The sequence below is a fragment of the Streptomyces sp. NPDC048420 genome (genome assembly GCF_040651535.1).
In the GTDB taxonomy this organism is placed as follows: Bacteria; Actinomycetota; Actinomycetes; order Streptomycetales; family Streptomycetaceae; genus Streptomyces.
In genome coordinates this window covers 74,475-93,180 of the sequence record NZ_JBEZKG010000016.1, presented here as the reverse complement: position 1 = coordinate 93,180, position 18,706 = coordinate 74,475, and the positions used below count along the sequence as shown (strand labels likewise).

Here is an 18,706-nt window from a genome sequence, read left to right as displayed (position 1 = left end):
GGCACCCTAGACTCGGAGAGCGATGAGCAGCCTCTTTGACGACAGCTTCCTGGCGGACCTCCAAGCCCCTCGGGCCCATGGGGAAGAACCGCCGCCGCCCGAGGACGAGCACGGACCGGAACCCGTTCCGGACGATCTGTTCGGCGGGAAGTTCGACCTGCCCCCGGACCGGGACGCCTACTACCGCGACGGCGCCCCACGCCCGGCGGTGGACCCGGCCGCGCTCCTGGAGGGGCTGAACGAGAACCAGCGCGCGGCCGTCGTGCACTCCGGCACCCCGCTGCTCATCGTGGCCGGCGCCGGCTCCGGCAAGACCCGGGTGCTCACCCACCGCATCGCCCACCTCCTCGGCGAGCGCCATGTCCACCCGGGCCAGATCCTCGCGATCACCTTCACCAACAAGGCCGCGGGCGAGATGAAGGAGCGCGTCGAGCAGCTCGTCGGCCCGCGCGCCAACGCGATGTGGGTGATGACCTTCCACAGCGCCTGCGTACGCATCCTGCGCAGGGAGTCGAAGAAGCTCGGCTTCACCTCCTCCTTCTCGATCTACGACGCCGCCGACTCCAAGCGGCTCATGGCCCTGGTCTGCCGCGACCTGGACCTCGACCCCAAGCGGTATCCGCCGAAGTCCTTCAGCGCCAAGATCAGCAACCTGAAGAACGAGCTGATCGACGAGGAGGACTTCGCCGCCCAGGCCACCGACGGCTTCGAGAAGACCCTCGCCCAGGCCTACGCCATGTACCAGTCGCGGCTGCGCGAGGCCAACGCCCTCGACTTCGACGACCTGATCATGACGACGGTCAATCTGCTGCGGGCGTTCCCCGATGTCGCCGAGCACTACCGCCGCCGCTTCCGGCACGTCCTCGTCGACGAGTACCAGGACACAAACCACGCCCAGTACGCGCTGGTCAGGGAGCTGGTCGGGACCTCCGAGCACCCCGTCGACGTACCGCCCAGCGAGCACGACCTGCCGCCCGCCGAGCTCTGTGTCGTCGGTGACGCCGACCAGTCGATCTACGCCTTCCGTGGCGCGACCATCCGCAACATCCTCCAGTTCGAGGAGGACTACCCGGACGCGACGACGATCCTCCTGGAGCAGAACTACCGCTCCACCCAGACGATCCTCACCGCCGCCAACGCCGTCATCGAGCGCAACGAGTCCCGGCGCCCCAAGAACCTGTGGACCAACGCGGGCGCGGGCGCGCGGATCACCGGCTATGTCGCCGACACCGAGCACGACGAGGCGCAGTTCGTCGCCGACGAGATAGACCGTCTCACCGACGCCGGCGACGCCAAGGCCGGCGACGTCGCCGTCTTCTACCGTACGAACGCCCAGTCCCGTGTCTTCGAAGAAGTCTTCATCCGCGTCGGCCTGCCCTACAAGGTCGTCGGCGGCGTCCGCTTCTACGAGCGCAAGGAGGTCCGGGACGTCCTGGCCTACCTGCGGGTCCTCGCCAACCCGGAGGACTCCGTGCCGCTGCGCCGGATCCTCAACGTCCCCAAGCGGGGCATCGGCGACCGCGCGGAGGCGATGATCGACGCCCTCTCCCAGCGCGAGAAGATCAGCTTCCCGCAGGCCCTCAAGCGCGTCGACGAGGCGTACGGCATGGCCGCGCGCTCCACCAACGCCGTGAAGCGGTTCAACGTGCTGATGGAGGAGCTCCGTACGATCGTCGAGTCCGGCGCGGGCCCGGCGACCGTCCTGGAAGCCGTCCTCGAACGCACCGGCTACCTCGCCGAGTTGCAGGCCTCCACCGACCCGCAGGACGAGACCCGTATCGAGAACCTCCAGGAACTCGCCGCCGTGGCCCTGGAGTTCGAGCAGGAGTCCGGCGAGGGTGAGGAGACGGGCTCGCTCTCCGACTTCCTGGAGCGGGTCGCGCTGGTCGCCGACTCCGACCAGATCCCGGACGAGGACGAGGACGGCTCCGGCGTCATCACCCTGATGACCCTGCACACCGCCAAGGGCCTGGAGTTCCCGGTCGTCTTTCTCACCGGCATGGAGGACGGCGTCTTCCCGCACATGCGCGCCCTCGGCCAGACCAAGGAGCTGGAGGAGGAGCGGCGCCTGGCCTACGTCGGCATCACGCGCGCGCGTGAGCGGTTGTATCTGACCCGGTCCTCACTGCGCAGCGCGTGGGGGCAGCCGTCGTACAACCCGCCCTCCCGCTTCCTGGAGGAGATCCCGGCGCAGCATGTCGACTGGAAGCGCACGGGTCCGACCGCCGCCCCCGCGGGGCCGGTCTCGGGGGTCGCCGCGTCGCTGTCGTCCTCCCGCTCGCGCTCCTCGGCGTCGGGCGCGTCCGGTTTCGCGACGCGCAGGACTTCGGAGAAGCCGGTGGTCGCGCTGGCCGTCGGCGACCGGGTCACCCACGACCAGTTCGGGCTCGGCACGGTGGTCGGGGTGAAGGGCACGGGAGCGAACGCCGAGGCGACGATCGACTTCGGGGAGGCCAAGCCGAAGCGGCTGCTGCTGCGGTACGCGCCGGTGGAGAAGCTGTAGCCCAGGTAGGTCTGACAGTTCAGGAAGGGCGCTGGGCCCGAGGGGTTACGTCGGATCCAGCCCGTGGCTGCGCAGCCACGGCAGCGGGTCTATGGCCGAACCGCCCGCCGGGTGCACCTCGAAGTGCAGGTGCGGGCCGGTCGAGTTGCCGGAGTTGCCGGAGTAAGCGATCGGGTCGCCGGCCTTGACCGTCGTACCGGAGGCGACGCGGTAGCTGGAGAGGTGGCAGTACCACGTCTCCGTGCCGTCCTTCGCGGTCACGACCATCATGTTGCCGTAGGCGCTGTTCCACTGAGTGCGGGCGACGCCGTCGGTCGCGGCCATCACGGTGGTGCCGTAGGAGACCGGGAAGTCGATACCGGTGTGGACGGACATCCAGTTGATACCGGACTGGCCGAAGTAGGCGCTGAGACCGCGCTGTGCGACCGGAAGCGCGAACTTCGGACGCAGCCGCTCCTTGCGGGCCGCCTCCTCCGCCGCCTTCTTCTTCTCGGCCACCTGCTGGGCCTTGAGGTCGATTCGTTCCTGCGTACGGCTGGCCCGGTCGGCGAAGTCGTCGGCGCCGGCCGACAGGCTCGCCAGCTGTGTGTCCAGCTTGTTGTTCGCGGCGGACGGCTTGACGGACGTCGTCTCCGCGGCGGTCGCCGAGGTGTCCTGGTCGCCACCGGTCAGGGTGCCGACCGAGGCGGCGGCGATCCCCGCGACGCCCATGACACACGCCGAGGGGACGGCGATCGTCAGCAGCGCGGAGCGCTTGGCGGGCATACGGCGGCGGGAGCGCCCGGCGTTGCGGGCGGCCACGCGTGACCCGGGTGCGGGGGCCGCGGCGGGGTCCTCCTGCTCGTCGAGGAGAGGCGCGTCGGCGTCGTGCACGGCCGGCATCTCGCCGGTGGCGGCCGACTCGCCGTCGTGCGCGGTGTGTTCGGCGTAGGCGTTGCCGTAAGGGCCCGTCTGGTCGTATGCGTGGCTCTCGTCGTACGTGTGGGCCCCGTCGTACCCGGCCTGCTCGAAGGCGGCCGTCGGCTGCGGGTCGGCGGCGGTGCCGTCGGAGTTCCACTGCGTGGCGTCGTACGCCCCGGTGTCGAAGGCCTGCGTGCCCCATTCCCAGTGCTGGGTCTGGTCGGCCGGGCCCGCGGACTGGTCGTGCTGCGTCCAACTGCTCGCGTCCCACTGACCGCTGGTGTCGGGGCCGTTCGCCTGCGGAGGGATCGCGGAGAGCTGCTGCTGGCCGGCGCCCCACTGCGTGGCGTCGTACGCGCCGGTGTCGTAGGCGGCGTGGTGCTGGGCCGCGTACATGTCGTAGTTCAGGGTCTGGTGCCCGCCGGTGGTCCACGTCGTGGCGTCGTACGAACCGGTGCTGTCGCCCGGCATGTTGCCGAACAGCGGGTCCGTGTCGAAGCCGCCGGTGGCGTGCGCGCCGGTGGCGCCGGCGTCAAAACCGGTGGTGTCGTAGGCGCCGTGCGTGGTGAAGTCGCCGTACTGGGCCTCCTGGGTGCCGTACGACGCATAGTGCGACGAGTCGGCGTCGGAAGCCGGAGCCGGGGTGGTCATTGTCCCCGACGGGTGACGGTCGTTCACCAACTTCTCTTTCGCCTCGACAACAGGGGCTGCCAGAGCAGTGCGGCGACTGTACCCGGCGGTATGCGGGCGCGACAATCTTCAACTGGTTTTGGGCGCGCAGGAAACGGGCATTCGGCTGTGTTTCGGGGGACTGCGGGCGCGAGTTTGGCCCTGTGTTCGAAGATTGTTCGATGCCGGTCCGTGGTCCGGTGGCTGTCGACGAGCTGTCGGCGGCCTGTGCCCGATGGCCGATACGACCGTTACGCCACGGTCAGTCCCCCTGTGCGGCCGGCCCGCTCCTCTCCGCTGTGCGCGCTGTCGAGTACCTGCCGTATCCCGGCCGCGACGGCGGGGTGCACGGGCAGGGCGAGATGTCCGATCCCGCTCACCCGGACGTTCTGTGCCAGCAGGTCCTCATGGTCGATACAGGCGGTCTCCAGCGGGTCCATCAGGTGGTCAAGGTCGCTCCAGAAGCTGACGAAGTGCGTACGGCAGCCCGGGGCCGGCCGAGTGAGCTCCTCGAGCAACTCCGAGCCGGGGCGCATCTGGCGCACGATCGGGTGTGCGTTCGCCAGCGGCACCACCCGGGTGCCGGAGTGCGGGGTGCCGAGCGTCACCAGCGTGCGGACCCGGTGGTCGCCGCCGAGGCGCTGCACGTAGTACCGCGCGATCAGGCCGCCGAGGCTGTGCCCGACGACATCGACCTGGCTGCTGCCCGTGCGCTCGCAGATTCCCTCTATGTGCCGGCCGAGCAGCTCCGCCGCGGTGCGGATGTCACAGGTCAGCGGGGAGTAGTTGAGTGACTCGATCTGCTGCCTGCCGTGCTGGGCGAGGCTGCGGCGCAGGAGCACGAAGACCGAACGGTTGTCGATGAAGCCGTGCAGCAGGACGACCGGGGGTTTGGCCTCCGTGGGGAGCTGTGCGGCGCCGTCCTCCGGTGCGGGGAGCGACGGCAGGGGGGAGCGGCGCTCCTGGGTGATGCCGGAGGGGTAGAGGAGGAGATGCCCGGCGAGGATCGCGATCTCCAGGGCGGTCGCCTTCAGAAGGGCCAGGGAGAGTCCCGCCAGCCTGCCGGGGAGCAGACGCTGGCAGAGCGGGAGAAAAGGCAGAGCCGCCTTGGTGACCTTCATGGCCGACCTCCTGTCGGCACACGGAGGACGACTCCGTCCCCCGTGTGCGCTCATGGGAAGTCGCGCGAAGGTCGTGGTCGACCTCGACGCGGCGCGAGTGGCGCGCGGGGGATGGGTGGGGCGAGCGGCGCGGGCTCCGCAGCTGCCGGGTGATCCGGCGGAGCTTTCGGAACCGGTGGTGCGGGTGGTGCTGGCTGTGCTGACGGTGCCGGCCGGGCCGACAGTGCCGGTAGTACCAGTGGTGCCGGTAGTACGGATGGTGCTGGCGGTGCAGGTGGTGCTGGTGGTGCGCCGATGACGTACGAGCCGCCCAGTCGGTGTGGCGACGAGGCTCCCCGCTGTCGTGCCTTACCTGTCCTACGTGCCCTTCGTGCCGTCGCCGATGCGCCGCACCGCCGTGACGCGCGGTCTGCGGCGCGGCGGTGCGGCGACCTCGTTGCGGCTCCCGAACGTGTCCCATCTTGTGATTTCCCCCTCGGCGTACCCCGTGAAACTGCCGGTTGCGGGCTGGTGGCGATAACGTTCGTTCACATTCCCGCCCGGTGTGGTACCAGTCGGTAGGAATGCACGCAGTCGCTTCATGGAGGCAGTGATGGGTGTGGCATCCGGTCCGATCCGCGTGGTGGTGGCCAAGCCGGGGCTCGACGGCCATGATCGCGGAGCCAAGGTGATCGCGAGGGCGCTGCGGGACGCGGGCATGGAGGTCATCTACACCGGCCTCCACCAGACTCCCGAGCAGATCGTCGACACCGCGATCCAGGAGGACGCCGACGCGATCGGCCTCTCCATCCTCTCCGGCGCCCACAACACGCTGTTCGCGGCGTTGATCGACCTGCTCAAGGAGCGGGACGCCGAGGACATCCTGGTGTTCGGCGGCGGGATCATCCCGGAGGCCGACATCCCGCTCCTGAAGGAGAAGGGGGTCGCGGAGATCTTCACGCCTGGCGCGACGACTCAGTCGATCGTGGACTGGGTGCGGGCGAATGTGCAGCAGCCGACGGGGGCGTAGGGGGCCGCGCGTGGGAGACCGGCTGTCGGCTGGTGGGGGCTGGTCGCGCCCCGCGGCGAAGCCGCTGATGTCACGGCCCCGCGCCCCTGAGGTCGGTGGGTTCCCGCCGACCTGGCGGGAACCAACCTGGGGGCGCGGGGAACTGCGCGACCAGCCACGACGAACCCGCACCCGCCGGACGGCACAACGCGGCCCCCCTTACGCGCCCCCCAGCTCCTCCGCCATCGCCGCCCGCAACCGCAAGGTCGTCACCAGCCGCTGGAACGCCTCCGCCCAGTAACCCCCCGCCCCGGGACTCGCGTCCTCCCCTTCGTCCGGCACGGCCATGAGCGCCTCCATCCGCCCCGCCTCGGACGGATCGAGACACCGCTCCGCCAGCCCCATCACCCCACTGAAACTCCACGGATAGCTTCCCGCGTCCCGGGCGATGTTGAGCGCGTCGACCACCGCCCGACCCAGTGGAGCGGCCCACGGCACCCCGCACACCCCGAGCAGCTGGAACGCTTCGGACAAGCCGTGCGTCGCGATGAACCCCGCCACCCACTCGGCGCGTTCGGCGGAGCCCAGCGTGCTCAGCAGCTTCGCCCGCTCGGCCAGCGACACCGCCCCCGGCCCCCCGGCCTCCGGCGCCGCGGGGGTCCCGAGCAACGCCCGCGCCCAGACGGCGTCGCGCTGCCGCACGGCCGCCCGGCACCAGGCCGCGTGCAACTCGTTGCGCCAGTCGTCCGCCACCGGCAACGCCACGATCTCCTCGGGCGTCCGCCCGCCGAGCCGCCCCGGCCACACCCCCAGCGGTGCAGCCTCCACCAACTGCCCGAGCCACCACGACCGTTCTCCCCTCCCCGAAGGCGGCTTGGGTACGACGCCGTCGCGCTCCATGCCCGGATCGCACTCGTGCGGTGCCTCCACGACGATCGCCGTCGCGTTCTGCGTGTGGTCCACGGCCACGCACGCCCCGGCCCTGACCGCCATCCGTGCCGCCAGCGCCGAATCCGGCAGTGCCGACAGCAACTCCGCCGCCGTGGCCCGTACATTCCGGCTCCGGTCGGAAAGCGCCTGCTCCAGGAACGGCTCGTCGTCCGCCCCCAGACCCGTCCGCAGTGAGTCGAGGAACATCAGCCGGTCCTCGGCCCGCTCGGTCGCCCAGGTCGTCGCGAGCAGCTCGCGCGCCGCGCCGGCGTCCCGGGCCCGTATCGCCGCGAGCAGGGCCACCCGCTCCGCGAACAGTCCTTCCTCCCAGAGCCGTTGGGTCCCGGCGGTGTCCTCGGCGGGCGGCAGCGCCGTGCCACCGCCGGGTGTCGCGCGCAGAGCGAACCGCCAGTCCGGGTTCAGCCGGGCGAGCCAGGTGGCACGCGGCCCCGCGAGCGCCAGCGCCGCCTGCCGCAGGTCCGTACGCCCCCGGGCCGCGTCCAGCAGCGCGGGCAGCAGCTGCGGAGGCGGCGCATAACCCCGGGCGTTCGCCGTCGAGAGCCACTGCGGCAGCAGCTCCATCAGGTCCGGCGCCGTGCCCCTGCGCCCGCCACCGCCGACGCCCGACCGGTCGGCGAGCAGCAGCGAGAGCCGGCGGGCCGCCGCCGCGGGCAGTGGCGGGCGCGGGTCCTCGGCTGCCGGCTGCGGCCGCTGTGCCGCGCGCGCCGGCCTGAGCCCGGCCCGTCGTCGTACGGTCGCCACGGCCGCCGCGTCCAGCAACGCCACCGGCGCCTCGGGGCCGGGCGTCACCCCGGGCGGTGTCCGGCGCGCGGTGCCGAGCAGGGCCGAGGTGACGAGCTCCTCCCAGGCGTCAGGCGCGGGAGCGGAGAGCTGGTCCATACGGTTCCTTTCCGTCCGGTCGGGTCCTTGAGCCGTTCCGTTCAGCACAACTGCACCGCCTCGCCCGCCCCTTCCGGCCAAGCCGTCAGCGGGGTGAAGCCACGGTGGCCGCACTCGCCGAAGACCTTGACCGGGGCGCCGCCCGAGAGCGCGACCAGACGCCACAGGCCGGGGCGGGAGCCGGCGGCGGCCGTGAGCGGCAGCGCCGAATCGCCGTCGGCGTCCGCCAGTTGCCAGGAGTCCCCGTCCGGCGTCGGTATCACCCGGTCCAGGGTCACGGGGACTGAGTCCAGCCAGGGGTCGTCGCGCATTGCCTCGCCGTAGCGGGCCGCCGCCTGCTCCGTCGTCACTCCCGGCGGCCGGGCCGTAGAGGGAGCGGGCGGTGCGAACTGCTCGCCGAGGGCCGCCCGCAGCTGCCCGGCACCGGGGTACACGGACACCTCCGCCTCCAGCTCCAGCCCCACCGGCAGGGCCAGTTCGGGGGCGCGACCGGCGGCGCCGTAGGAGAGGAGCAGTGCCGTGCGGCCCGAGTCGGTGCCGTGCAGCCATATGCGCCGGGTCGTCAGACGGGAGTCCGCGGTGTCGTACTGGGAGAGGACCAGCCAGCGGTCCCGCAGCGGCGGGCCGTCCGCCGATGCGGACAAGCCGATCCGGGAACGGACGGTCGACGACAGACCGTCAGGCAGCCGCTCGCGGCGCAGCCAGCCCTGGTCGAGAAGGTGGATGAGGGCGCACTCCTCCAGGAGCCGCACCGGCCAGCCAGGTCCGGTCGACGGGATCGCCCCCAACTCCCGCACCCGGGCGGCGAGTCCCGGCGCCTGGGCGTCGACCATGCGGGCCGCCGTCTCCTCCCACATGCCGTACCCCGCCTGCTCCGCCCCGGCCAGGCCGCCGCGCAGCAAATCCACAAGACGCTGCTCCAGTTCTGTCGCCCCCGCCGTGATCCGCACGGCCCGGCGCTCCGCCCTGCGCCGCGCCGCCTCCGGATCACCGGACTCGGCGCCCGAACCGGCCGACCCAGCCGTCCGCTTCTCCTGCGCGCGCTTCCTTCTCCCCTCCAGCCACTGCTCCGCCCAGTCCGGCGCCGGCCCCGGCGGGACCGAGCCCTCCCCGCCCGACCAGAGCAGCAGCAGCCCGAGGGCGTGCTTGCACGGGAACTTGCGGCTCGGGCAACTGCACTTGTACGCGGGCCCCGCGGCGTCCGCGATGTCGATGACCGTCTGATACGGCTTGCTGCCGCTGCCCTTGCACAACCCCCACAGCGTCCCCTCCTCGGAACTGCCCGCCTCGGACCACGGACCGGCCGCGCCGAGTTTGCTTCCCGCTTTGCGTGAGGCGGCGTCAGGAGCCAGTGCCAGCACCTGATCCGCCGTCCAGCGCACCCCCTGCTGAGTCATGTCATCGAAGGTAGATCCCCCCACTGACAATCGGCCTCGGGCCGACGGCCGCTCCGGCCCCCGTGAGTACGTTTCCGCAGGTCGGATCGCATTGTCAGTGGCGTGGTGCACGGTTGGTGACAGATCCGAACCGGCCGAGCTGGAGGGGGCCTCAGCCATGTCTGTGTCTGTTGAACCGACGACCGTGGAACCGAAGCAGCAAGAGCCCGGAGCGTCGGCCGAGGCGTTGCGGCCGCATGCCGAGGACGCCTTCGCCGCTGAACTCACCGCGCTGGCGGCGCAGGACGACCGTCCGCGCCCGACCCGCTGGAAGCTGTCGCCGTGGGCGGTGGCGACCTACCTGCTCGGCGGCACCCTGCCGGACGGCACGGTGATCACTCCGAAGTACGTGGGCCCGCGCCGTCTCGTCGAGGTCGCCGTCACCACCCTCGCCACCGACCGCGCCCTGCTTCTGCTGGGCGTGCCCGGCACCGCGAAGACCTGGGTGTCCGAGCATCTGGCCGCCGCGGTCAGCGGTGACTCGACGCTGCTTGTGCAGGGCACGGCGGGCACACCGGAGGAGGCGATCCGCTACGGCTGGAACTACGCGCAGCTGCTGGCGAACGGCCCGAGCCGCGACGCCCTCGTGCCCAGCCCGGTGATGCGGGCCATGGCGGAAGGGATGACGGCCCGGGTGGAGGAGCTGACGCGCATCCCGGCCGACGTGCAGGACTCGCTGATCACCATCCTGTCCGAGAAGACGCTGCCGATACCGGAGTTGGGCCAGGAGGTGCAGGCGGTCCGCGGCTTCAACCTCATCGCCACCGCCAACGACCGCGACCGCGGGGTCAACGACCTCTCCAGCGCCCTGCGCCGCCGTTTCAACACGGTCGTGCTGCCGTTGCCGGAGAGCGTCGAGGCCGAGGTCGACATCGTCTCCCGACGCGTCGACCAGATCGGCCGCTCCCTCGACCTGCCGGCCGCGCCCGACGGCGTCGCGGAGATCCGCCGTGTCGTGACGGTCTTCCGTGAACTGCGCGACGGGATCACGTCCGACGGCCATACGAAGTTGAAGTCACCCAGCGGCACGCTGTCGACGGCCGAGGCGATCTCCGTCGTCACCAACGGGCTCGCCCTCGCCGCCCACTTCGGCGACGGCGTTCTACGGGCCGGCGACGTCGCCGCGGGCATCCTCGGCGCCGTCGTCCGTGATCCGGCGGCTGACCGGGTCGTCTGGCAGGAGTACCTGGAGGCGGTCGTTCGCGAGCGGGACGGCTGGAAGGACTTCTACCGGGCTTGCCGCGAGGTGAGTGTGTGAACGAAGAGCTGGGGCGGGCCGTCGAAGGGGCGGGCGGTGGCCGGTCGTTCGTGGGCGCGCGTGCGCGTGGGGTGTTCGGGGCGGTCGCAGCAGTGTCGGTGCGGGCTGCCGAGGGGCGGGGAAGCAAGCCGAACCAAGGGGGACGGGCGTGACAGATCTTGAGCGGGACGGGATCGGGATCGGTATGGGGACGGTCGGTGAGGACGACTCCAAGTGGCCTCGGAGGGGAGGGGGACGGTGTGACGGGCGTCGATGAGGTGGAGAGCGGGAGCATGGCCGGGGGAGCGGGCCCGGGGAACCGGGAGTGTGCCGCGTGGCCGCTGTTGCTCGGTGTGCGGCATCACGGGCCGGGGTCGGCGCGGTCCGTGCGGGCGGCGTTGGACGCGGCCCGGCCCGGGGTCGTGCTGATCGAGGGGCCGCCCGAGGCCGATGCGCTGATCCCGCTGGCCGCCGACGAGGAGATGCGTCCGCCGGTCGCGCTGCTCGCCCATGCCGTGGACGAGCCCGGCCGTTCGGCGTTCTGGCCGCTGGCCGAGTTCTCCCCGGAGTGGGTGGCGATCCGCTGGGCGCTGGAACACGAGGTCCCGGCCCGTTTCATCGACCTGCCGGCCACCCACACCCTGGCCTGGGGGAGGGACTCGGAGGAGGAGCCGACCGCCCAGGTGCCGGGAGCGGACCAAGTGCCGGAAGCGGACCAAGTGCCGGAAGCGGACCAAGTGCCGGAAGCGCACGACACCGATGACTCGGACGATCTCCACGCCACCCGCGCGGCCGTCCGCGTCGATCCGCTCGGTGTGCTCGCCGAAGCCGCCGGTTACGACGATCCGGAGCGGTGGTGGGAGGACGTCGTCGAGCACCGGGGAGCGGGAGCGGGGGACGTCTTCGAGCCGTTCACCGTGCTGGAAGAGGCGATGGGGGTGCTGCGGGAGACCTACGGGACCGGCGGACACGACCGGGATCTCGTGCGGGAGGCGTACATGCGGCTCCAGGTGCGGGCGGCGCGGCGCGAGTTCGGGGACGAGGTGGCCGTGGTGTGCGGCGCCTGGCACGTGCCCGCGCTGCGGCACCGGACCACCGTCGCCGCCGACAAGGCGCTGCTGAAGGGGCTTGCCAAGGTCAAGGCGGACATGACGTGGGTGCCGTGGACGCACCGCAGGCTGTCGCGCCGCAGCGGGTACGGCGCCGGAATCGACTCGCCAGGCTGGTACGGGCACCTCTTCCGCACGCCGGACCGTCCGGTCGAGCGGTGGCTGACCAAGGTGGCGGGGCTGTTGCGGGACGAGGACCGGATCGTGTCGTCGGCACACGTCATCGAGGCGGTACGGCTGGCCGAGACGCTCGCGGCGATGCGGGGCCGCCCGCTGCCCGGACTGAGCGAGACGACCGACGCCGTGCGGGCGGTGATGTGCGAGGGCTCCGACGTGCCGTTGGCGCTGGTGCAGGACCGGCTGGTCGTGGGGGACGTGCTGGGAGAGGTGCCGCGGACGGCGCCCGCGGTGCCGTTGCAGCGGGACCTCGACCGGATCCAGCGGCGGCTGCGGCTCAAACCGGAGGCGCTGGAGCGGGAGTTGGAGCTCGACCTGCGCAAGGAGAACGACGCCGAGCGCAGCAGGCTGCTGCACCGGCTGCGGCTGCTGGGTGTGGCGTGGGGGGAGCCGGCGGCCTCGCGGGGGAGTACGGGCACCTTCCGGGAGACCTGGCGGTTGCGGTGGGAGCCGGAGCTGTCGGTACGGGTCGCCGAGGCGGGAGTGTGGGGCACGACCGTGCTCGCCGCCGCGACGGCAAGGGTGGAGGCGGACGCTGTCTCCGCGTCCGGCCTCGCCGACGTCACCGCCCTCGCCGAGCGCTGTCTGCTGGCCGAACTCCCGGACGCCCTGCCCACGGTGATGCAGATCCTCGCCGACCGCGCGGCGCTCGACGCGGATGTCGGACACCTCGCGCAGGCCCTGCCGGCCCTCGTCCGCTCCCTGCGCTACGGCGATGTGCGTGGCACCACCACCGGGGCTCTCGCGGAGGTCGCCGCGGGTCTCGCCGAACGGGTCTTCGTCGGCCTGCCCCCGGCCTGCGCCGCGCTCGACGCCGAGGCGGCCGAGGAGATGCGGCGCCATGTGGACGCGGTGCACGGGGCGGTGGGGCTGCTGGGGGAGACGACGGCCCCGGGGGAGGGGGCGACCGCGGCCGTACCGGGGCCGGAGGGTTCGGGGGGCGGGGCTGTGGCTGGTCCCGGGCCGGAGAGCTCGGGCGGCGGGAGTGTGGCTGGTCCTGGGCCGGAGGGCTCGGAGGGCGCGCCTGTGGCTGGTCCTGGGCCGGAGCGTTCGGGGGACGGGGCTGTGGCTGGGCGGAGGCTGGAGGGTTGGGGCGGCGGGGCTGTGGCTGGTCCTGGGCCGGAAGGTTCGGGGGAAGGGGCTCTGGCAGTACCGCGACAGGAACGTCCTGGGAGTCAGGGCGCTGCCGTACCGGTGGAGGGGGTTGCAGACGGCGGTGGGGGGAACGCCGGGGCTCCGGCGCGCCGGGGGCTGCGGGGCCGTTGGCTCACTGTGCTCAGGGTGCTCTCCGGGCGGGACACCGTGCCAGGTGTCATCCGGGGGCGGGCTGTGCGACTTCTGCTGGACGACGGGGAGTTGGCGCAGGACGAGGCCGCGCGGCTCATGGGGCTCGTGCTGTCGCCGGGGACGGCGCCGGGAGATGCGGCCGCGTGGATCGAGGGGTTCGTCGGAGGCGGGTCCGGCGGCGGGATGCTCCTCGTGCACGACGAGCGGCTGCTCGGCCTGGTCGACGCCTGGCTGACCGGGGTTCCGGCGGAGGCGTTCACCGATGTACTGCCGCTGCTGCGGCGCACGTTCTCGGCGTACGAGCCCGGGGTGCGCCGAACCCTGGGCGAACTGGTCCGGCGGGGTCCGGGGCAGCGGGGGAGCCCGACGGGGGCCGGTTCCGGGATACCGGGCTTCGGAGCGGCCCTCGACGGCGACCGCGCGGACGCCGTGCTGCCGGTGGTGCGGCTGCTGCTCGGCCTGGACGACGAACACGAAGACGACTTGGCGAACGCCGACGACAACGACCTTGCGGGGGTGGCGGGATGACGACCGAGGCACCGCGGACACCGGGAGACGGGTCCGGTGAGACGGCCTCCGTGGAGGGCGGGCAGGGCGGCGTACCCGGGCACAGGACCGGGGCCCGGGCGACGCGCGGCGCGATGACGGCGGTGGCAGTGGTCCCGCTCTGGGACCGGTTCCGGACGGGGGCACGGCGATGACGACCGAGACGGATGAACTGACGATGTCGGAGACGACGGACCCGGCAACCAGACCATCCGCGCATCCGATGCGCGATGAGGCCGACGGACTCTCGACGAGCGCTGCGGAGGGGGCGGTGGCTGCGGGCCCGGGCCGGGTCCCGGTCGCTGCGCACGCCGCCGATTCGGCCGACGGGCAGCGGACGGATGGTGGCGTGGGAGGGGCAGCGGCCATGAGCTCGGCACAGACCCCGATGTCCAGCTCCCCCGCAGACCAGGCCGGCACCCCCTCTGCCAACCCTTCCTCCTTCCCCGCTCCAATCCTCGCCTCCACCCACACCCACACCCACACCCACACCCACACCCACACCCACACCCACACCCACACCCACACCCACACCCACACCCACACCCACACCCCCACCCCCGACCCGGGCGACGAGCGGATGCGGCGGTGGCGGCTCGTGCTCGGCGGGGGGTCGGCCGACGGGACCGGCTGTGCGTTGAGCGGGCAGGACGCCGCGATGGACGGGGCGTTGGCCGCGCTCTACGGCCGGGGAGACGGGAAGGGACAGGCGGGCAAGGAGCGTTCGGCGGGGCTCGGGGCGTCGGCGCCGTCCGTGGCGCGCTGGCTGGGGGACATCCGGACGTACTTCCCCTCCTCCGTCGTCCAGGTGATGCAGCGGGACGCCATCGACCGGCTCGGACTGTCCACCCTGCTCCTGGAGCCGGAGATGCTGGAGGCGGTAGAAGCGGACGTGCATCTGGTCGGCACGCTGCTGTCGCTCAACAAGGCGATGCCGGAGACGACGAAGGAGACGGCACGGGCCGTCGTGCGCAAGGTCGTCGAGGACCTGGAGAAGCGGCTGGCGACCCGTACCCGGGCCACGCTCACCGGCGCCCTCGACCGCAGTGCGCGGGTGAACCGCCCGCGCCATCACGACATCGACTGGAACCGCACGATCTCGGCCAACCTCAAGCACTACCTCCCGGAGTACCGGACGATCGTGCCGGAGCGGCTGGTCGGATACGGCCGGGCCTCCCGGTCGGTGAAGAAGGAGGTCGTTCTCTGCATCGACCAGTCGGGGTCGATGGCGGCGTCCGTCGTCTACGCGAGCGTGTTCGGGGCGGTGCTGGCGTCCATGCGGTCGATCGACACGCGGCTGGTCGTCTTCGACACGGCGGTCGTCGACCTCACCGACCAGCTCGACGATCCGGTGGACGTGCTGTTCGGGACCCAGCTCGGCGGTGGCACGGACATCAACCGGGCGCTGGCGTACTGCCAGTCGCAGATCACCCGGCCTTCGGAGACGGTCCTGGTGTTGATCAGTGACCTCTACGAGGGCGGGATACGCGACGAGATGCTCAAGCGGGCGGCGGCGATGAAGGCGTCCGGGGTGCAGTTCGTGACGCTGCTCGCGCTGTCGGACGAGGGGGCGCCCGCTTACGACAGGGAACACGCCGCCGCGCTCGCAGCGTTGGGCGCACCGGCCTTCGCCTGCACCCCCGACCTGTTCCCGGAGGTGATGGCGGCGGCCATCGAGAAGCGGCCGCTTCCGATACCGGACACGGCGTGAACCCAGGCCGCCCCCTGGTGATTTGTCGACCCGGTGACCTGCGGCTCCGCCCAGCAAAACGGACATGACTACGCATCGGTAACAGGGGGCTTGCGCTACCTCGGGCGCGCCGTGCAAGGATCGGCGTCTCCACAGTCTTCACGCTTCCGTTCCGTTTCTCTTCGTTCCGTCGTACGGAAGGACCTGTCCTCTCTTGACCTGGTCAGCAGCCTTTCCCGGTGCCGTTGTGCGTGTCCTGCGCACGGCGGCCGGAAGGCGTGCGCTGCAGGTCGGGCTGTTGGTGGGCGGGTTGTTCGTGCTCGGCTTCCTCTGCGGGGAGCAGGCGCACGCGGCGGACGGTGTCGAAGCGTTGCCGGGCAGGACGATCGGTCAGCTGGTGAAAGCGCCGACCGAGCCGAGAGCCACGGAGACGGGCGCGGCCACGGCCACGGGCACAGATACAGCCACGGGCGAAGACACGGCCGCGGCAAAGGGCAGCGCCCGCAGGCCTGTTGCCTCCGAGCCCGGCCGGAGCAGCGGCCCGCTCACCGACGTAATCCCTCGCCCGGCTGACGACGACAAGGTCCTCCGTCCGGTCGTCGAAAACGTCGTGGGGACGGTGGGCGACCGTGTCGTACAGCCGGTCGGTGATCTGGTCGAGACGGTGACCACGGGACTGACCGGGACGGTCGGGATACCTCCGCTGACCGAACTGCCTGAGTTGCCGACGTACCCAGAGTTCCCGGAGTTCCCGAAGTTCCCGGCGTCCCCGTCGTGGCCGACCCTGCCCACGGTGCCCGGTGTCCCCACGGTGCCGGGTCTGCCCGAGGTCCCGGTCCGGACCCTGCCCGCGCCGGTCACCTCGATGCCCCTGCCGCAGCACCAGTCGGCCGGCGACGCGGCGACGAAGCCGGCCGATGTCGAGGGCTCCGTGGGTGGCGGTGCCGGGTACGGGCCGCGGTTCGCCGATGACGGCACCGTGACCGAGGCCGCTGCGCACACCTCCGCCCATCGCGGCACCCCCACCGCCCAGGCGCCCGTGCACCGGGCGCCCGCCGAGGACCCGAGCGGGGCCCTGGGTGGCAGGTCGGCAGTGGACAACGGCTCGTCGCGGCACGGCGACGCGCATGCCATCACCGCGCACCACCGGACGCCGGTGCGGCTCGTGCCCGGTGCCGCCGCGGGCGTCGATGTGGCCGGGACCCGGGACAGGCACCGGGACATCCCAGTCTTCCCCGGCTAGGGCAGGCCTTCCCCCGCCGACCTGTCGCGCGGGGGCGGAACAGATCTGCCCCAGCCGTTCGGACACCCCCCAGATCTCCTTAGATCTCTCTCCGGACGGATCCCCCTGGAGCCCTGTGGCTCCGGATGTCCCCCTTGCCTCTCCAGGCACCCCAAGATCCAGGGATCTGACGTACTCATGAACAAGAACATCCGCCGTTCCATCGTCATAGCCGCCGGTGTCACCGGTGCATGGGCGCTCGGCTCCGCCGTGGCCAGCGCGGACGAGCTCCCGGCCACCTCCCTCTCCACGTCGGACACGGTCTCGGACACGGCGTCCGACACCGCGTCCGACGCGACGACCGATGCGACCACCACCGTCTCCGACGTCACGGACACCGTTTCCGGAGTCACCGGCACGGTGACGCAGGACGTGACCGACCCGGCCTCGGCCGTCACCGACACCACCGCGCAGGTCCGCCGTCACGTCGACGCGAAGGTCACCGTCCCGCAGGTGTCCCAGGTCGCCAAGGCCAAGGCATCCAAGGTGAAGGGCGCCGCGGCCATCCAGGGCGCGAAGGCGGCGCGCGCCGCACAGGCCGAGGCGAAGGCCGCCGCCGGCAAGGCATCCGACGTGACCGCATCCACCGCATCCACCGCATCCACCGTGCCCGCCGTGCCAGCCGTGCCCGCCGCACCCAGTGCGCCCACCGAACCCCGGCACGGCATCGACTACCTCTTCGGCCCCCTCTCCGCCTTCGCCCCCGAGCTGGAGCAGGTCCTGGCCGGCGCCCAGACAAAGCTGCACGCCGGCGCGGGCCGCACCGCGCAGGGCACGGTGACCGGCACGGAGGGCCGGATCGCCGACCTGTCCGCCACCGCCACCCCCGTCGTGGACCAGACGGTCGCCGCCGCCGTCCCGCCCGTCGTGGGCTCCGCCGCCGACGGCGTGCTGCCGGTCGCAGGGCAGGCGGTGGGCGGGGTCGGGCCCGTCGCCGGGGCCGCTGTCACCGATGTCGCGCCGACCGTCGGGACGACCGTGGGCGGCGTGACCCGGCTCGCCGCCGGCACGGTGGACGGTGTCACGCCGGTCGCCGCGGGCGCCCTCACCGGTGTCGCGCAGACCGCTGGGCATGCCGTGGGCGCGGCGACCGCGCTGACGTACGGGGTGGTCGGGGACGTGTCCCCGGTCGTGGGCGGCGCAGTGCGGGGCGTGGACCCGCTGGTCGGTGACGCGGTCGCCGGGGTCGCGGAACTCCCCGACGGCGTGGCCGGCTACGCCACCGGAACCGTCTCCGGCGTGCTGCCGGTCGTCGACGGTGTCGTCGCCGACGTGCCGCCCTACGCCACCGGGCTAGTCGGGCAGGTCGCCCAGGACACCACTGACGCCGTGCTGCCCCCGGTCGTGAACACCGCCGTGCACGGTGTGGTCCCGGTCGCCGGGCAGGCCGTCGCGGACGCGGCCACCCTCGCCCAGGGCGTCACGGGCGACGTCGAGCCCTTCGCGACGGGAGTCGTCGGCGACGTCGCGCCGCTCGCGTACGGCGTGACCGGCCACACCACCGACCTGGCGTACGGCGTCACGGGCGAGGTCCCGGCCTTCGCGCACGGTGTCACCGGGGCCGTCCAGCCCGTCGTCGACACCGTCACCCGGACGGTGCGGCCGGTCGCCGACAGCGCCACGACGTCGGCGTACGGCGTCACCGGCGAGGTCGGCCGCTTCGCGTACGGCGTCGTCGGCGAGGCCGCTCCCGTCGCCGGGCAGGTCGGTCCCTTCGCGGGCGACCTGACCGGGACCGTCCAGGACACCGCGGGGCCGCTCGCCGGGCACGCCGTCACCGGTGTCCAGGGCGTGGCCGAGTCCCTCACCCCGGGTTACGCGCGGGACCTTCCGTACCGCGCCTGACCTCCTCCCGACCGACTCCGTGAGGTGACGGACCCCGGACGGCCGAAAGCCGTCGGTCTGTCCTGCCGGAACTTCACGGACAGGGC

At 72.4% G+C, this 18,706-nt stretch carries 12 protein-coding genes; 8 read left to right on the top strand and 4 right to left on the bottom strand.

Features of this window, described 5'->3' with window-relative positions:
• Positions 1-22 precede the first annotated feature (22 nt).
• A complete protein-coding gene (gene pcrA / locus AB0D34_RS29260; protein WP_362666578.1) occupies positions 23-2,503 on the top strand; it encodes a DNA helicase PcrA in 2,481 nt (826 codons plus the stop codon).
• A gap of 45 nt (positions 2,504-2,548) precedes the next feature.
• Here the strand turns inward: pcrA and AB0D34_RS29255 are convergent, their stop codons facing one another.
• Positions 2,549-4,054, bottom strand: coding sequence for a M23 family metallopeptidase (locus AB0D34_RS29255; protein WP_362666819.1), 1,506 nt, complete (start codon positions 4,052-4,054; stop codon positions 2,549-2,551).
• A gap of 269 nt (positions 4,055-4,323) precedes the next feature.
• Positions 4,324-5,193, bottom strand: coding sequence for an alpha/beta fold hydrolase (locus AB0D34_RS29250; RefSeq protein WP_362666575.1), 870 nt, complete (start codon positions 5,191-5,193; stop codon positions 4,324-4,326).
• A 52-nt stretch (positions 5,194-5,245) separates the two neighbouring features.
• Between AB0D34_RS29250 and AB0D34_RS29245 the strand changes: the two genes are divergently transcribed.
• Both AB0D34_RS29245 and AB0D34_RS29240 read left to right on the top strand, forming a co-directional pair.
• Positions 5,246-5,491 carry a hypothetical protein gene (locus tag AB0D34_RS29245; protein WP_362666572.1) on the top strand — a complete coding sequence of 82 codons (246 nt, stop codon included), beginning with the start codon at positions 5,246-5,248 and terminating at the stop codon, positions 5,489-5,491.
• A 294-nt stretch (positions 5,492-5,785) separates the two neighbouring features.
• Positions 5,786-6,202: a cobalamin B12-binding domain-containing protein gene (locus AB0D34_RS29240; RefSeq protein WP_362666569.1), complete on the top strand. Its 417-nt coding sequence runs from the start codon at positions 5,786-5,788 to the stop codon at positions 6,200-6,202.
• A gap of 198 nt (positions 6,203-6,400) precedes the next feature.
• On the opposite strand, the gene AB0D34_RS29235 is transcribed toward AB0D34_RS29240, so the two are convergent.
• Positions 6,401-8,011 carry a DUF5691 domain-containing protein gene (locus tag AB0D34_RS29235; RefSeq protein ID WP_362666567.1) on the bottom strand — a complete coding sequence of 537 codons (1,611 nt, stop codon included), beginning with the start codon at positions 8,009-8,011 and terminating at the stop codon, positions 6,401-6,403.
• Between the two features lie 41 nt (positions 8,012-8,052).
• Positions 8,053-9,408, bottom strand: coding sequence for an SWIM zinc finger family protein (locus tag AB0D34_RS29230; RefSeq protein WP_362666564.1), 1,356 nt, complete (start codon positions 9,406-9,408; stop codon positions 8,053-8,055).
• A 157-nt stretch (positions 9,409-9,565) separates the two neighbouring features.
• Between AB0D34_RS29230 and AB0D34_RS29225 the strand changes: the two genes are divergently transcribed.
• From AB0D34_RS29225 to AB0D34_RS29205, 5 genes are all read left to right on the top strand, one after another.
• Positions 9,566-10,705: an AAA family ATPase gene (locus tag AB0D34_RS29225; protein ID WP_362666561.1), complete on the top strand. Its 1,140-nt coding sequence runs from the start codon at positions 9,566-9,568 to the stop codon at positions 10,703-10,705.
• Positions 10,706-10,977: 272 nt separating this feature from the next.
• Positions 10,978-13,785 carry a DUF5682 family protein gene (locus tag AB0D34_RS29220; protein ID WP_362666816.1) on the top strand — a complete coding sequence of 936 codons (2,808 nt, stop codon included), beginning with the start codon at positions 10,978-10,980 and terminating at the stop codon, positions 13,783-13,785.
• A 598-nt stretch (positions 13,786-14,383) separates the two neighbouring features.
• Positions 14,384-15,514, top strand: a complete 1,131-nt coding sequence (locus tag AB0D34_RS29215; protein WP_362666813.1) for a VWA domain-containing protein — start codon at positions 14,384-14,386, stop codon at positions 15,512-15,514.
• Positions 15,515-15,707: 193 nt separating this feature from the next.
• Complete coding sequence (locus AB0D34_RS29210; protein ID WP_362666558.1) at positions 15,708-16,736, top strand: hypothetical protein; 1,029 nt, start codon at positions 15,708-15,710, stop codon at positions 16,734-16,736.
• A 177-nt stretch (positions 16,737-16,913) separates the two neighbouring features.
• A complete protein-coding gene (locus AB0D34_RS29205) occupies positions 16,914-18,620 on the top strand; it encodes a hypothetical protein (RefSeq protein ID WP_362666555.1) in 1,707 nt (568 codons plus the stop codon).
• The last annotated feature ends 86 nt before the right edge of the window (positions 18,621-18,706 follow it).

Bases quoted from the DNA above. Each gene is read 5' to 3' on its own strand.
- AB0D34_RS29250 (WP_362666575.1), bottom strand. From the start codon at position 5,193: ATGAAGGTCACCAAGGCGGCTCTGCCTTTTCTCCCGCTCTGCCAGCGT.
- AB0D34_RS29230 (WP_362666564.1), bottom strand. From the start codon at position 9,408: ATGACTCAGCAGGGGGTGCGCTGGACGGCGGATCAGGTGCTGGCACTG.
- AB0D34_RS29220 (WP_362666816.1), top strand. From the start codon at position 10,978: ATGGCCGGGGGAGCGGGCCCGGGGAACCGGGAGTGTGCCGCGTGGCCG.
- AB0D34_RS29255 (WP_362666819.1), bottom strand. From the start codon at position 4,054: ATGACCACCCCGGCTCCGGCTTCCGACGCCGACTCGTCGCACTATGCG.
- AB0D34_RS29225 (WP_362666561.1), top strand. From the start codon at position 9,566: ATGTCTGTGTCTGTTGAACCGACGACCGTGGAACCGAAGCAGCAAGAG.
- AB0D34_RS29240 (WP_362666569.1), top strand. From the start codon at position 5,786: ATGGGTGTGGCATCCGGTCCGATCCGCGTGGTGGTGGCCAAGCCGGGG.
- AB0D34_RS29245 (WP_362666572.1), top strand. From the start codon at position 5,246: ATGGGAAGTCGCGCGAAGGTCGTGGTCGACCTCGACGCGGCGCGAGTG.
- AB0D34_RS29205 (WP_362666555.1), top strand. From the start codon at position 16,914: ATGAACAAGAACATCCGCCGTTCCATCGTCATAGCCGCCGGTGTCACC.
- pcrA (WP_362666578.1), top strand. From the start codon at position 23: ATGAGCAGCCTCTTTGACGACAGCTTCCTGGCGGACCTCCAAGCCCCT.
- AB0D34_RS29235 (WP_362666567.1), bottom strand. From the start codon at position 8,011: ATGGACCAGCTCTCCGCTCCCGCGCCTGACGCCTGGGAGGAGCTCGTC.
- AB0D34_RS29215 (WP_362666813.1), top strand. From the start codon at position 14,384: ATGCGGCGGTGGCGGCTCGTGCTCGGCGGGGGGTCGGCCGACGGGACC.